This is a genomic window from Mycolicibacter icosiumassiliensis (genome assembly GCF_900078685.2).
In the GTDB taxonomy this organism is placed as follows: Bacteria; Actinomycetota; Actinomycetes; order Mycobacteriales; family Mycobacteriaceae; genus Mycobacterium; species Mycobacterium icosiumassiliensis.
In genome coordinates, this window is record NZ_LT546166.1 from 1,565,694 (window position 1) to 1,579,856 (window position 14,163).

Annotated in this window: 9 protein-coding genes and 1 pseudogene; 4 read left to right on the forward strand and 6 right to left on the reverse strand. The window is 64.6% G+C overall.

The annotated features are described in order from the left end of the window. Nucleotides 1-25 precede the first annotated feature (25 nt). Nucleotides 26-742 carry a TetR/AcrR family transcriptional regulator gene (locus tag BN4346_RS31335; protein ID WP_067970574.1) on the reverse strand — a complete coding sequence of 239 codons (717 nt, stop codon included), beginning with the start codon at nt 740-742 and terminating at the stop codon, nt 26-28. Between the two features lie 197 nt (nt 743-939). On the opposite strand from BN4346_RS31335, the gene BN4346_RS31340 reads away from it, so the two are divergent. After that, nucleotides 940-1,833, forward strand: coding sequence for an integrase catalytic domain-containing protein (locus BN4346_RS31340; protein ID WP_235653587.1), 894 nt, complete (start codon nt 940-942; stop codon nt 1,831-1,833). Here the strand turns inward: BN4346_RS31340 and BN4346_RS31345 are convergent. Further along, a complete protein-coding gene (locus BN4346_RS31345) occupies nt 1,801-4,116 on the reverse strand; it encodes a tyrosine-type recombinase/integrase (RefSeq protein WP_096867490.1) in 2,316 nt (771 codons plus the stop codon). The genes BN4346_RS31340 and BN4346_RS31345 overlap by 33 nt on opposite strands. Continuing rightward, nucleotides 4,113-5,186 carry a tyrosine-type recombinase/integrase gene (locus tag BN4346_RS31350; protein WP_067970576.1) on the reverse strand — a complete coding sequence of 358 codons (1,074 nt, stop codon included), beginning with the start codon at nt 5,184-5,186 and terminating at the stop codon, nt 4,113-4,115. Before BN4346_RS31350 ends, BN4346_RS31345 begins: the two co-directional genes overlap by 4 nt. 140 nt (nt 5,187-5,326) lie before the next feature. Between BN4346_RS31350 and BN4346_RS31355 the strand changes: the two genes are divergently transcribed. Beyond that, nucleotides 5,327-5,656: a transposase gene (locus tag BN4346_RS31355; protein ID WP_235653588.1), complete on the forward strand. Its 330-nt coding sequence runs from the start codon at nt 5,327-5,329 to the stop codon at nt 5,654-5,656. Between the two features lie 321 nt (nt 5,657-5,977). Here BN4346_RS31355 and BN4346_RS31360 read toward each other — a convergent pair whose 3' ends face one another. The 3 genes from BN4346_RS31360 to BN4346_RS31370 form a co-directional block, all read right to left on the reverse strand. Next, entirely contained in the window at nt 5,978-7,120 is a 1,143-nt protein-coding gene (locus tag BN4346_RS31360) for an acyl-CoA dehydrogenase family protein (RefSeq protein ID WP_208863226.1), read from the reverse strand. Between the two features lie 210 nt (nt 7,121-7,330). Then, nucleotides 7,331-8,788: a cytochrome P450 gene (locus BN4346_RS31365; protein WP_067971104.1), complete on the reverse strand. Its 1,458-nt coding sequence runs from the start codon at nt 8,786-8,788 to the stop codon at nt 7,331-7,333. Between the two features lie 135 nt (nt 8,789-8,923). Beyond that, nucleotides 8,924-9,514, reverse strand: a complete 591-nt coding sequence (locus tag BN4346_RS31370) for a TetR/AcrR family transcriptional regulator (RefSeq protein WP_067971106.1) — start codon at nt 9,512-9,514, stop codon at nt 8,924-8,926. Between the two features lie 240 nt (nt 9,515-9,754). On the opposite strand from BN4346_RS31370, the gene BN4346_RS31375 reads away from it, so the two are divergent. Next, entirely contained in the window at nt 9,755-12,853 is a 3,099-nt protein-coding gene (locus tag BN4346_RS31375) for an MMPL/RND family transporter (protein WP_078058533.1), read from the forward strand. Between the two features lie 207 nt (nt 12,854-13,060). Further along, a pseudogene (locus tag BN4346_RS31380) lies at nt 13,061-14,152 on the forward strand (IS256 family transposase); the annotation flags it as partial. Between the last annotated feature and the right edge of the window lie 11 nt (nt 14,153-14,163).

Consider the following 14,163-nt stretch of genomic DNA (forward strand, 5'->3'; position numbering starts at 1 on the left):
CTTGATGCTGGCCTCCTCCTCGGACTCATCTCGATGCAACGCTTCCCGGATAGGACAGCCCCCGTCCGGCCGCAGCTTTGGCTCTCATCGGCGGCGACGGTAACGACGCGAAAGCGTGCGTCAGGACCGCGACCAGCCGCCGCACCGCCAGCTGCGGCTGCTCAGGTGTGGGCTCGTCGAGACCGAGGACCGGATCCATCCCGCGCACGTACGGCGCGAGCGCCAGATGCGGGAAAAGCAGCAACAGCAACGACAACAGCGCATCGGTGTCGGCGTCGGCGCGCAGGTCCCCGCGTACATGTGCGTCGCGCACCAAGGGCCGCAACACCTCCAGGTAATGGCGGTGAACCACGGTCCGCACACTGACGCGGGCGTCGGTATCGACCTCCAAACTCACCGCGGCATGCAGCGCACGCTCGCGAGGATGCTCAGCGAAATAGACGATCCAGTCGTCGAGCAAGTCGGTCAGGAAGTCGAAAAACGGTCGGCGCGGATCAAGTTCGCGGATACGGACCTCCAGATAAGACCGCACCCGCTGGCTAGCCACGTCGGCGACGAATGCGTACAAGTCGCGTTTGTCAGCGAAATACTGAAAGAGGCTGCCCTTGGCCACTCGCGCACGCCGCGCGATCACGTTCAGGCTGCCGCCTGAAAACCCATGCGCCGCGAACTCGGCTTCGGCCGCCTCTATCACGGCTGCGCGACGGGCCGGATCGACACGCGCCCACGTAACCGTCGGCATCCCACCTCCTTGTCGCGACCCGTCAAAAGTAATGACCACTGGTCATTGTAGCATGATGCAGGTCACAGTCAATGCCGCGGCGTGCCTCACCTACTTTGAGCGCGTGGGCGACGGCGGTGCCTCACCAATTTTGAGCGCGTAGCCCGAGAGGCTTGCCCGGTATGGAGGGCAAGATCGATATGGCCGCGAGACGGCAGGTGACGAACAAATTGCGAGGTCGGTATCGCAAGGCGTCGAAAGCGGACAAGACCAAGATCCTGGACCGGGTGGTGTCCACCACCGGGATGGGCCGCTCGACGGCCCGGCGGATGCTGACCGGTCCTGCGCTGGCGGACCCGGCTGAGCAGGTCGATGGGCGCACCCTGCGGGCGCGGGGCTTCAGCGACGACGCCAGGGCGCTTTTGGAGCACGTGTGGGCCTTGATGGGCATGCCGTGCGGCAAGTACCTGGTGGTCATGGCCGAGCTGTGGCTACCGCTGCTGGCGGCCGCCGGTGACCTCGACAAGCCGTTCGCCACCGAAGCGGCCTTGGCCGAGCTGAAGACAATGAGCGCGGCCACCGTGGACCGCTACCTCAAACCGGCCCGGGATGCGATGCGCATCAAGGGCATCTCGACGACGAAACCCTCACCGCTGCTGCGTAATTCGATCACCATCCGCACCTGCTCCGACGAGGCGCCCGAGACTCCGGGGGTGATCGAGGCTGACACTGTGGCGCACTGCGGCCCGACGCTGATCGGCGAGTTCGCCCGCACCCTGACCATGACCGACGTCGTCATCGGCTGGACCGAAAACTACTCGATCCGCAACAACGCCTCCAAGTGGATCACCGCCGGCATCGAGGAGTTGCGGGCGCGGTTCCCGTTTCCCATGGTGACCTTCGACTCGGACTGCGGCGGTGAGTTCATCAACCACGAGGTCGCCGACTGGTTGCAGGACCGCGACATCACCCAGACCCGCTCGCGGCCCTACCAGAAGAACGACCAGGCCCATGTGGAGTCCAAGAACAACCATGTGGTGCGCATTATGTGGAATCTGATTTGTCATCAAGTTCGGTCCCTATTTGCCCTGGTTGACTGCGGTGATCGGTAGCAGGGTGGCGGTCGCTGGGATACCGATCTCGCGTGGGGTTGTCTCATCGGGTGTGGCGACGTCGATCAGTCGTTCCAATAGGCGGTCGAGCGCGCTCTGTCCCTCGTCGACCGCCGCTTGTTCGTCGTCGGTCAGCGGGACACTGGCCAGCATGCGCTGGAGGTTTTCCTTGGCCTCCAGCAATTGCGCCTTGCTGGAGGCCTTCGGAGTGTAGAAATCGCAACGGGCGCAGGCCATTCGGTGTCTGCATTGCTCGAAGAAGCTGTAGGTGCAGTAGCCGTGGCCGAGGTCGTAGTACTGCCAGGGCTCGCCGGTCGCCGCGGCCCCGGAGACGACGGCGTCGCGGTCCACGAGGACCTCGATGGTGCGGACGTTGCGAGCGAAGTACCCGGCGTCGCTGTATGCCTTCGCCAACGTAGTTGGGGCGATCTTGGCGTAATGCTGAGTGGCAGAGGGACTTCGGTGACCAAGCCATGCTTGCAGCTCGAACAGGGTCATGGGCTCTTTGGCGTTGTAGAGCTGGCTGGCGATGGTGGAGCGGGCCCGGTGGCTGGTGATGTTGCCGCGGACGTCGGCGGTCGGCACACCCGCTTTGGTGCAGAGGGCGGGGATGACGCGGATGTTCAGGTATTGCCTACCGATTCCTTGTGCGCGGTAGGAGAACAGCGGGTGCACCCGTTCGCTGGTCTTGCGGTCAAGGACAGCGGGCTGGGTCGGCCGGACGGCCTCCCATGCTGCGATGGCCTGCCCCAGGATCGGGTCGACCGGTTTGGTGAACGCGGTCCCGGTCTTGTGCACCGGGACATCCAGTAAACAGACCGCATCCTTGTCCAGCGTTTGGTCGGTGTCGCCGGGCAGGGCGACGTCTTCACGTTGCCAACGCACGCATCCGACCCGCAGTCGGACGATCTCGTCGCTGCGCAGTCCACCGAACAGCCAGGTCAGTGCCAATGCCCGGAGAAGCTCGATCGGATACATACGGCCGACCGGGTTGGCGTAGACGTCGCTGTGCTCCAAGTTGAGGCCTGCCCACAGCAGCTTGGCCCAGACATCGTCGGCGATCACGCGCGGGTCGGGGCCGATGAGTGCGCGGATGCTGCGCGGGGTGGCCAGCACGCGAGCGGGATCGAACCGTCGGGAGATCCAACCCCACTCCTGGCAGTCGCGAAAGAGCTGGCGAGCCCCGGCGAGCAGGCTACTCTTCGTGCGCGGCATCAACGGCTCCCCGATCCGATCTCGTAGGGAGTCGTCGTTTTGGGTGTAGTCGCCGATACGCAGGCGGTCGACAGCGGCGACCCAGGCCGCGCACAGCTCTCGCGTCCACTGGCCCGGCTCCTGGACCTCGGGATGCTCGGCAGCCAGCCAGCGTCCCATCCGCAGCATCTGGTTGCGTCGGCCCTTCCTGCCCGATGATGGAAGAGTCGAGGTGTCGTACCAACGCACCACCCAGTCCGCCCAGACCGGGTCCACGCCCTCGGCCGGCGCCAGAGTCAGCCGCCTGGGCGGTCGCGGCGGATCAACATACCCGAGCGCCGCCAGCGCCCGGTGCAGGCTGTGGACGTTCTGGCGCAACGAGTACGGGACCGACATGTTCGTCCGCAGTGCCCGCAGCGCGTCTTCGGACAGGTCGGCCAGCAGCGGGCTGCGGTTGAGCAGCATCGCATGGCAGACCAGGCTCGCGGTCCGCACGCTCACTTTTGGTGACCGCTGGCCCCATCCGTGCAGTACCGAGGCGACTTGTTCTACCGCTTGGTCGACGGCGTTTCTGCCGAACACTTTCCGAGCGACCGCGCCGCGGTCGACGTTGCCCAGTAAGTGCAGTTCGGTGAACCCAAACAAGTAAGCCATGGCGATGGCGTAGGACCTTGCCGACGTGTGTGCCCATCGCGGATACGTTTCCAGGAAAGCTTTTCCGTTGATCCCCAGAACGCCGGCCCAGGTTGGCCCGTCCCAGGCCCAGAAGCTGGCCCCGAGCGTGGCGCAGCCCGACAGGATCACCGCGACGGCGTCTCGGGCCGACCGGCGGTGGTACCAGCCATCAGCTACCTCAAGGCGTTCCACCGCCTGAGCCAGTGGAAGCACCAGTCGGTGAACAGCTCGCCACCGCCGCAGCCGCGGGTCCTTCCAGTACTGCGGCCAGTGACGCACGTCCCAGCCGAGGGTGTCCAGCGCGGCCCGCTCGGCGATCGACAGCGTCGCGGAGCGATCAAATTGCGCGGTGCCGACCAGCCAGGACCACGCGGGAACTATGACCGTGGCGGCCGCCGACGACTCTGCAGTCACTGCTCGACCACCCCCGATTCTGGTTCGCCGAGCCGGGCCAATGTGCGGACCCGCCAACCATGAATCTGCTCCATCCCGCGACTGAGCTTGTCGGCAAGATCACGGCCGGACAGGTGGATATAGGCCAGAGTGGAATCTGTCGAACGGTGACCGGCGAATGTCGCGATCGCATGCAGCTCCCAGCCCATGCGCGCCAGGTCGGTCAGGCACAAGTGCCGAGTCGTATGGGTGGAGAACTGCGGCAGATCGGCCGCCAACGCCAGCCGCCTGACGACCTTCGACCACGTCCACAGGCTCAGCGGCGCAGCCCTATTCCGCCGGGACTCCGACAAGAACAACGGCCCACGAGCGCGGGAAAGCGTCGCTCGGTGGGCCAGATAGCCTGACAGCAGTATCCCCGTAGGCGCCGAGTAGGGCACCACCCGTTCCAACCGGTTCTTCGTCGTTTCCGCCCGGATCTGCAGAGTCCGGTGAGCCGGGTCGACATCATCGGTGCGCAGGGAGCACAGCTCCTCGCGCCGCAGCGCGGCGTCATAGGCGAGCGCGAGCATCACCCGGTTGCGGGCCGGCTCCCCGGCGGCCACCGCCAGCAGCGACAGCCATTGCGATTCGGTGGGAATCCACGGCAGCTTGGTCAACCGGGGAATCAAGCCACGCTGATGGCCTGCGCCGCCACGATTGCGGGCCGTGTAGCGACCACGGCCGACCGGGTTGGACTCACGCACGCCCTCCTCGACCAGGAAGTCGTAAAACAACCTCACGGGAACCATCCGCTGCTGCAGCGTGGCGTTGGCCAACCCCGCGCCCGAGTCGATCGAGACCACGTTCGCACCCCGACGGCTCGGCCGGTCGCCCAATTCCCTTACATAGCTTGCGATATGGGACCGGTCAGCGCCGAGCGGATCGACTCCCACCCGCTCGCACATCTCCAGGTACTCCGCCAGCCCCCGTGCGTAGGCGTCCATCGTCCGGGACGCACGCCCAAGATCGGCCCACATGCGCAGCCAGATGACCGCCTGCTCGTGTCGGCCGAGGACCGGCCACTTCTCCGCCAGCACTACCGTGCCCAACAGGTCTCCTCAGTTCGTGGTCGTACCGCAGTGAGCTGATCCTCACTGCAGCCAGATTCCACGTAACTGACAAGCACGCCTTCTACTGGCGCTACGACACCCCCGGCGAGTTGCAGCTGCTCAACCGGTTATGGGAGCTGGTGTCGCTGCGCCTGAATTTCTTCACCCCGACCAGAAAGGCCGTCGGCTACACCACCACCGCGGCCGGTCGCCGTAAGCGCGTCTACGATAAGCCGGCCACCCCGTGGCAGCGTCTGCGGGCATCGGGCGTCCTTGATGCGCAACAGCTTTCGAACGTTGCAACCCGCATCGAAGGCACCAACCCGGCCGATCTGACCCGCCAGATCAACACCATCCAGATGCAGCTGCTGGACCTGGCCAAAGCCAAGACCGAGGCCCTGGCCGCCGCCCGCCACATCGACCTGCAAGCATTACAACCGTCAATCAACCGATTGGCCAAGGCGAGGTAGTGCAGGCCTCCTACGCGCTCACTATGTGTGAGGCACCAGCGACCGCTTCGCGCTCACTTTTAGGTGAGGCACCTCGTGCCGCGGGGGAGGCTTTCCGAGTCGAAATAGACTGTGCAAGCGGCACGTTCAGTTGCGAGCCGTCAGCCGATGGGTGAAGTCTGGGCCGGTGTAGGTCAGCGATCATCCGCCCCAAGCGTTGAGGAAATCTCGTGACGTGAGCGCGGGTACCGCCACTTCGGGTCATGACCTTCTCAGCGCGACGCGGTGGTCGCTGAGAGGGTAGTCGGCATGGCGATTTGCGGGGACGCAAGGTAGTTCAGGCTACAGGGATCGCGCGATGATCTCTTTCATGATTTCGTTAGTTCCGGCGTAGATTTTCTGGACTCTCTGGTCGACCCAGAGACGAGAAATCGGGTAGTCGTTCATGTATCCGTAGCCGCCATGCAGCTGCAAGCAGTTATCGATGACGGTCATCGCGTGTTCTGTCGTCCACCACTTCGCCATCGCTACGGTTTGCACATCGAGCTTGCCGTGGAGATGCAAACAGATGCAGTGGTCGAGGAAGACACGCGCGATGCGGGTTTCGGTGGCGGCTTCAGCCAACGTGAACTTGGTATTCTGAAAGCTGAACAGATTGCGGCCGAACGCTTCTCGTTCGTGGGTGTAACGCAAGGTGTGCTGCAACGCCGTCTCCATGGCGGCGACGGCACCGACTGCGACGATCAACCGCTCCTGTGGCAGCTGAGTCATCAGCTGGATGAAACCCTGACCTTCGGTTTCGCCGAGCAGGTGGGACTTGGGCACGCGCACCGCGTCGAAAAACAGTTCGGAGGTGTCTTGGCCGTGCTGGCCGATCTTGTTCAAGACGTGCCCGCGGCGGAACCCGGGCCGGTCGGCCTCCACGACGATCAACGAGATGCCGCTGGCTCCGTGATTTGGATCAGTTTTGGCGACGACGATTACGAGGTCAGCTTGTTGACCGTTGGTGATAAAAGTTTTGGAGCCACTGATCACATAGTCGTCGCCCTCCGCTACTGCTCGCGTGGTGATATTCTGCAGATCGGAGCCGGTGCCGGGCTCGGTCATCGCGATCGCACCGATAAGTTCGCCGGAAGCCATTTTAGGCAGCCAGCGCTGCTTTAATTCTTCTTGGGCATACTGAAGGACGTAGTGCGCGACGATGCCGCTGTGCAGGCCCGCGCCCCACGAGCTGTCAGCGATGCGGGCTTGCTCTTCGAGTAATACTGCTTCGTGGGCGAAAGTTCCGCCGCCACCGCCGTATTCGACCGGTATCGACATACACAGCAGGCCGAGATCTCCGGCGCGCTGCCACAACGCCCGGTCAACGTGGTGCTGTTGGGCGAACCGCTCCCGGTGAGGTGCGAGTTCAGTGGCGCAGAACTTGGCAGCCAGCTCGCGGACTGCGTCGAGTTCTGAAGTGCGCCAGGGCGAGTTGAGGTTCATCAAGAAGCCTTTCTGCTGTCGAGCCTGTCGAGATTCGCTGTCAAAAATCAGTTCGGCGTCAGAATCGCCTGGCGGCTGTGCGGCTACGTTTGCCTGTACCGCAGCGGATTTCGCGCCGACGCCAGCCCGGGAAGAATCGTGTCGAAATGAGCTAGGGACAATATCGGCCCGCCAAGAGACAGTGCGGGCGTGGAACTGTCACCTGCGTGCTCATCGCCTGCGCAAGTCGACGGGAAGGCCGTCGACGGGGATGGGCAGCGAGGTGTTGTCCCACCTGGCGGTGTAGTCGGGCCGCACACTCCAGGTGTAGGTGCGCAGCATTTGGTGCAGGATGGCCTTGACTTCGAGCATGCCGAAATGCATCCCGATGCATTTGTGGGCGCCTCCGCCGAAGGGGATCCAGGCGAAACGGTGCGCGTTGTCCTCGCGCCGCTGTGAGTCGAAGCGCAGGGGATCGAAGCGGTCGGGCTCGGTCCAGACGTCGGTGACGAAGTGGTTGACCGCCGGAGTGATGGCCACCAGGGTGCCGGCCGGGATGTAGTAGCCGGCAATGGCGGTGTCTTCGACGGTCTTGCGCATCACCAGAGGCACCGGGGCGAGAAGGCGCAGCGACTCCTTGATGACGAGGTCGAGGTCGGTCAAGCCCTCCAAATCGTCGATATCGAGAACCTTGTCGCCGAAGACGTCGGATTGGGCGCGCACCCGGTCCTGCCAATCGGGATGTTTAGCCAGGTAGTAGGCGACGGCGGTGGTGGTGATGGTCGAGGTGTCGTGGGCAGCCATCATCAAAAAGATCATGTGGTTGATGACGTCGGCGTCGGTGAACTGTTCGCCGTCTTCTGTGCGGGCCTGACACAGCGCGGTGAACAAGTCGTCGCTGCCTCCGGAGCGAGCCTGGGGCAGGTGACGGGTGAAATAGTTTTCCAGGACCCGTCGACCACGGATCCCGGCCCGATACCGGGTGCCGGGCAGCGGCGCGCGGACGATGGCGCTAGCAGCGCGGACGGTCGCGATGAAAGCCCGGTTGACCGCCTCGCTTTCATCCTTGCCGCGGCCGCCCATGAACACATCGGTGGCGACGTCGAGTGTCAGGTTCTTCAGCAGGCGATACAGGCGAGTCGATGGCCCGGTCGGCCAGGCCGGAACGGTGGCGCGCACGCACGGGGCGACCTGTTTGACGTATCCGGCCAGCCGGGGCCGGGTGAACGCCTCTTGCATGATGCGCCGGTGCATCCGGTGTTCATCGAAGCTCATCAACATCAGTCCGCGATGAAAAAACGCATCGATGAGGAAGCTCCAGCCGTCTTGCGAGAACGCCTTGGCGTTGCTGGTCAATGCTTGCTGGGTGGCCTCCGGTCCGGCGATAACCACCATCTTGGTGCCGAAAGCTCCCATCCAGGTCACAGGCCCAAGCCGGGCATAGCGTTCGCGGCCGAGTTCGCAACCAAAGCGGATGTAGTCCAAGGTGTGCCCAACGAAAGGCAGCCCAGGGTCACCAGGAACCGGCTTGAGACCGCTGCCAGCCGGTGGAGCCGCCAAATCGCGCACCGGCCACCGCCGGCTCAGCTCGCGCCAGCCGTCCTCGACGCGGCGGGGGGCCGGAACCAAAATCACCGACGACAAGCGCTCGCGGGCCTTATCGACCGGAGCGTGCAACAACCCAGTCATGAGCATTCCTTCGCACTCCTCTGAACACACAGATCGCCATCGACCGCTGGCAGTTCTCGCGTGACTGCGCCTAACCGGTGATACCCCGAATCATTTACAGGGATCGGTTAAATGTCAAGCTTCAGACAGTTCGGCTCAATCTGTCACAGATGGGTAGTCCAGTCGCAGATACCGCAACGCGACCTGCGAAATACGCCCCGCTGTGGCTGCGGCGTCGTCAGTGGGCAATACCAGGTGGCTGACGGTCAGCCGGACCAAGGCGTCGACGACATCCCGTACATCCTGGGCGTCGAGCCCCGGGAAATGGCCGATGAACCACTTGATCATCGTTGCCGAGGACAACTCGAGCAGCGACGCCGATGTCGGCAGCAGCGGCAATACCCCGGTGTCGGGCGACCCGGGCCCGGCGTCGGTCCCCCGGTTGGAGGTCAGTACCGCTTTCAGCAACGGGCTGGACTCCGCCTCGTCCAGGGTGTAGCGGACGGCGGCCATGATGCCTGCACCGGCGTCGCGGGCATGCTCTTCGAGCACCGCGCGAACGCCATCCAAGAATTGCTCGCCTTCGCGGACGATCAGCGCGTCGCCGAGTCCTTTCTTGTCGGTGAACTCCTTGTACAGCGTCGGACGAGAGACACCCACCAGCTCGGCGACTTCACTCACCCGTACTCGCTCCCAGCCCTTCTCGATCGTCAGGGCCCGCGCAGCGTCCAACACTTGTTCGCGCATGTGCCGGCGAAACGACATTCGCATAGATTCGCTGGGCATGGTCGGTAGGATAAACCGCGAGGCCGTCTAGCCAGGCACTTCGCTCTATGGATCAACCGGCCGGCAGCATTTCTGGACTGCACATCAGCCCTCCCGGATGGGTGGATCGTGGCCTCGCGACCGCTCACGGCGTCTCCACCTTGCATGCTGCGCTACTTCTAGTAGCGTAGCGATACCGATAGTCTCGCTACGGGGGAATACATGACCGACGCTCCTTCAACGGGCTCGGGTGCGGGGCCTGCGCTTTTGTCGCGTCCCGCACCGCCTGCCGATGTGGCGAGGCCACGCGAATACAGCAGGCGGTTAGCGGCCCTGGCCGGGTTCACCGTTCGGCACAAAGCGCTGGCGATCGGGGCGTGGCTGGGTACGGCCGTGCTGCTGGCGATGCTGTTTCCCCAGCTGGAGACGGTGGTGCGTGAGCAATCGGTGAACCTTCTCCCGCGAGACGTTCCGTCGTTGCAAACAGTGGACCGGATGAGCGCGGCCTTCGGTGAACAGGGTTCCAAGACGGTGGTGTTCGTTGCGATGGAAGACCCCGCGGGGTTGACGCCTTCGGCGCGGCAGCGCTACGACCAGCTGCTGGCGCGGCTGCGCGCCGACACCGGCCATATCTTGCTGGTGAAAGACTTGCTGGCCGATCCGGTCACCGCGTCTCAGGCGGTCAGCCGCGACGGCAAGGCGTGGTACCTGCCGGTGGGTGTGGCCGGCACGTTGGGCGATCCCACCGCGGCCGCATCGGTGCAGGCGGTGCGCGCCCTCGTCGCAGAGGTGTTCGCGGGCTCGTCGACCACCGCGTATGTGACGGGTCCGCCGACGACGTTCAGTGACATGATCTCCTCTGCCGAGCACGATCTACTGCTGATCTCGATCGCAACGGCCGGGCTGATCGCGTTGATCTTGCTGATCGTCTACCGGTCGGTGTTCACCGCCCTGCTGCCGCTGCTGGTGATCGGGATAAGCCTGGCCGTTGGGCGCGGTGTACTGTCCGCGCTCGGCGAAATCGGCATGCCTGTCTCCCAGTTCACTGTGGCGTTTATGACCGCAATCCTGCTCGGCGCGGGCACCGACTACACGGTGTTTCTGATCAGCCGATACCACGAGCAGCGCCGCGCCCAGGTTCCCGCCGATCAAGCCGTCATCGCCGCCACCGCCAGCATCGGCCGGGTGATCATGGCCTCGGCGGCCACCGTGGCGTTCGCCTTCTTGACCATGGTGTTCGCCCACCTGAGCGTGTTCGCCGCCCTCGGTCCGGCCTGCGCGGTCGCCGTACTGGTCGGGTTCGCAGCCACCATCACGCTGCTGCCGCCGGTGCTGGCGCTGGCCGCCAAAAGAGGCATCGGCGAACCCAAATCTGACCGCACCCGGCGCTACTGGAACAGCGTTGCAGTCGCGGTGGTCCGCCGGCCGGTACCGCTGTTGATCACCAGCCTGGTCATCCTGCTGGCCCTGACCGCGGTCGCGGCGACCATGAAGATCAGCTACGACGACCGCAAAGGCCAGCCGGCCGGCACCGCCAGCAACCAGGGCTACCGCCTGCTGGACCGCCACTTCCGCAAAGACAGCATCGTCACCGAATTCCTGCTCGTGGAAAACCCGACCGACATGCGCACTGGAAAGGGGCTGGCCGACCTCGACGAAATGGCCTCCCGCATCGCGCAAATCCCCGGCGTCACCAAAGTATCCGGAGTCACCCGCCCCACCGGAACCCGCCTCGAGCAAGCCCAACTTTCATGGCAAAACGCTCAGATCGGCGACAAGATGGCCCGCGCCGTCGCCGACGGCAACACCCGAAAAGACGACCTCACCAAACTCACCAACGGCGCCGGCCAACTCGCGGAGGGCCTGGCCCAACTCGACACCACCCTGCGCACCGCCCTGACTCCGCTAACCGGAATACTCACCCAGGCCCAGTCTGCCGGCACCCCGGCCCAGCAGTTGCGGCCTTTGCTGCAACAGCTTTCGGCCACCGCCCCCGCCGTCGATCAAGCCATCCAATCCGGCCCCGGGCTGCGGCCTATGGCCGACCAAGCTCAAAACGCCATCGCCGTCCTCGACCCCCTCGCCGGTGCCCTCAACAGCTCCCCGTGGTGTGCCACCACAACGCAGTGCACCCAGATCCGTGACCAAGTCCAGATTCTGGTGAGCCTGCGTGACAATGGGTTCTTCACCGAGGTCGCCGATCTCGGCGACCGCTACAACCCCGCCACCAATGCCACCGTCACCGGCACCCTCATCAACGTCCAGTCAGCCGTCGGCGCACTGGACAAAGCCTTCGGAACCCTCGGGGACCCCGCCGACCTTGCCGGCAACATACGGCGCCTCCAGGACGGCGTCGGCCAGCTTGCCTCGGGCGCCCAAGCGCTGGCGACCGGCGTGCACACCCTGGCCGACAGCAACATCGACATGCTTTCCGGGATGAGCCAGATCGCCATCCAACTGCAAAACTCAGCCCGGGCCAGCGCCCGCTCAGATTCCTCCAGCGGCTTCTACCTACCCGCCGATGTCTTCGAAAACCGCCAATTCGCCGACGTGGCAAAGCAATTTGTCTCCCCCGACGGTAAAGCCGCGCGCTTTGCCATCGAATCCAATTTCGACCCCTACAGCGCCGAAGCAATCCACCTTGCCCACCAGATCACCGACATCGCCAACGCCGCCCGGCCCAACACCGCGTTAGCCCACGCCACCGTGTCAGTCGCCGGCTTTCCCGCCGTCAACTCCGACATCCAACGCCTGCTGCGCGCCGACTTCGCCCAACTGGCCATCGCTACCCTGCTCATCGTCGGGCTCATCCTGGTACTGCTGCTGCGCGCTGTGCTGGCCCCGCTCTACCTGCTGGGCACCGTGGTGCTCAACTACCTCGCCGCACTGGGCATCGGCGTGCTTCTATTCCAATGGGGGCTGGGCTATCCCATCGCCTGGCCGGTGCCCCTGGTGGCATTCATCATCCTGGTCGCGGTCGGCGCCGACTACAACATGCTTCTCGTGTCGCGGCTGCGTGAAGAATCAGGACGCAATATCCGCGTCGGCGTACTACGTACCGTTGCCAACACCGGCTCGGTCATCACCTCAGCGGGACTCATCTTCGCCGCCAGCATGTTTGGCCTGATGGTCGGCTCGGTGGCCATCATGGTCCAAGCCGGATTCATCATCGGCTGCGGACTGCTGCTCGACACCTTCCTCGTGCGCACCCTCACCGTCCCCGCCATCGCCACACTCCTACGCCAAGCCAGCTGGTGGCCCAACACACCGACCTCGACCACACCCCCGCACCCGCACCCGCCCGGCCACCGCCCGCGGTGAACTGCATCGCAGCGCCGGCCCGTCGGATAACGCCCCCCAACAACGTCGGCATCTGCCGCAGCCGCAAACGGTCGAAGGGGTGCCTGCGGCCACGAGGGGTCTGTAAGTTAAACGGTGTAACTCCTGAGGAAGAAGGAGAGCACTGTGACTGATGTGATTATCGGTGACACCGTCGTTGAGTCGGCCGACGAGGAGGCCGTGGTGCGGCTGGACGACCTGGACCAGCAACTGGTCGGGCAGTTGGTGGATCGGGCCCGCTCGCAGGGGCTGCAGCTGACCGGCGAGGGCGGGCTGCTGGCCCAGCTGACCAAGACGATCATCGAGTCCGCAGCCGAGGGCGAGCTCGATGAGCATCTCGGCTACGCCAAACATGACCCGGCCGGCCGTGACGGCGGCAACTCCCGCAACGGCAGCCGCCCCAAGACCGTGCTCACCGACATCGGGCCGGTCGAGGTCGAGATGCCGCGGGACCGCGAGGGCACGTTCGAGCCGCAGATCGTGCGCAAGCGCCAGCGCCGGCTGTCCGGGATTGAGTCGCTGGTGATCTCGTTGTCGGCCAAGGGATTGACCCATGGCGAGATCTGCGCGCACCTGGCCGAGGTGTACGGCGCGCAGGTGTCCAAGCAGACCATCTCCACGATCACCGACCGGGTGATCGAGGGCATGAGCGAGTGGCAGAACCGGCCGCTGGATGCGGTGTATCCGGTGGTGTTCATCGACGCGATCAACGTCAAGATCCGTGAGGGCAACGTGGCCAACCGGCCGATCTACACCGCGCTGGGTGTCACCGTGGATGGCACCCGCGACGTGCTGGGGCTGTGGGCCGGTGAGCACGGCGACGGGGAGGGGTCCAAGTATTGGCTGCGGGTCTTGTCGGAGATCAAGAACAGAGGGGTCCAAGACGTCTGCATCGTGGTGTGCGACGGTCTGAAGGGGCTGCCCGACGCCATCGCCAACGTGTGGCCGGCCGCGATCACCCAGACCTGCGTTATTCACTTGCTGCGCAACAGTTTCCGCTACGCCTCGAAGAGGGACTGGGCCGCGATCGCCAAAGACCTCAAGCTGGTCTACACCGCGGCCAGTGAGTCCGCGGCGCTGGACGCGTTCGCCGCGTTCGCCGAGAAATGGGAACAGCGCTACCCGGCGATCATCAAACTGTGGGAGAACGCGTGGGCCGAGTTCGTGCCGTTCCTGGCCTTCGACAAGGAAATCCGCGGCGTGATCTGCACGACCAACAGCGTCGAAAGCCTCAATTCGCGCATCCGCAGGGCGGTCAACGCGCGTGGACACTTCCCGACCGTTCTGTGGAA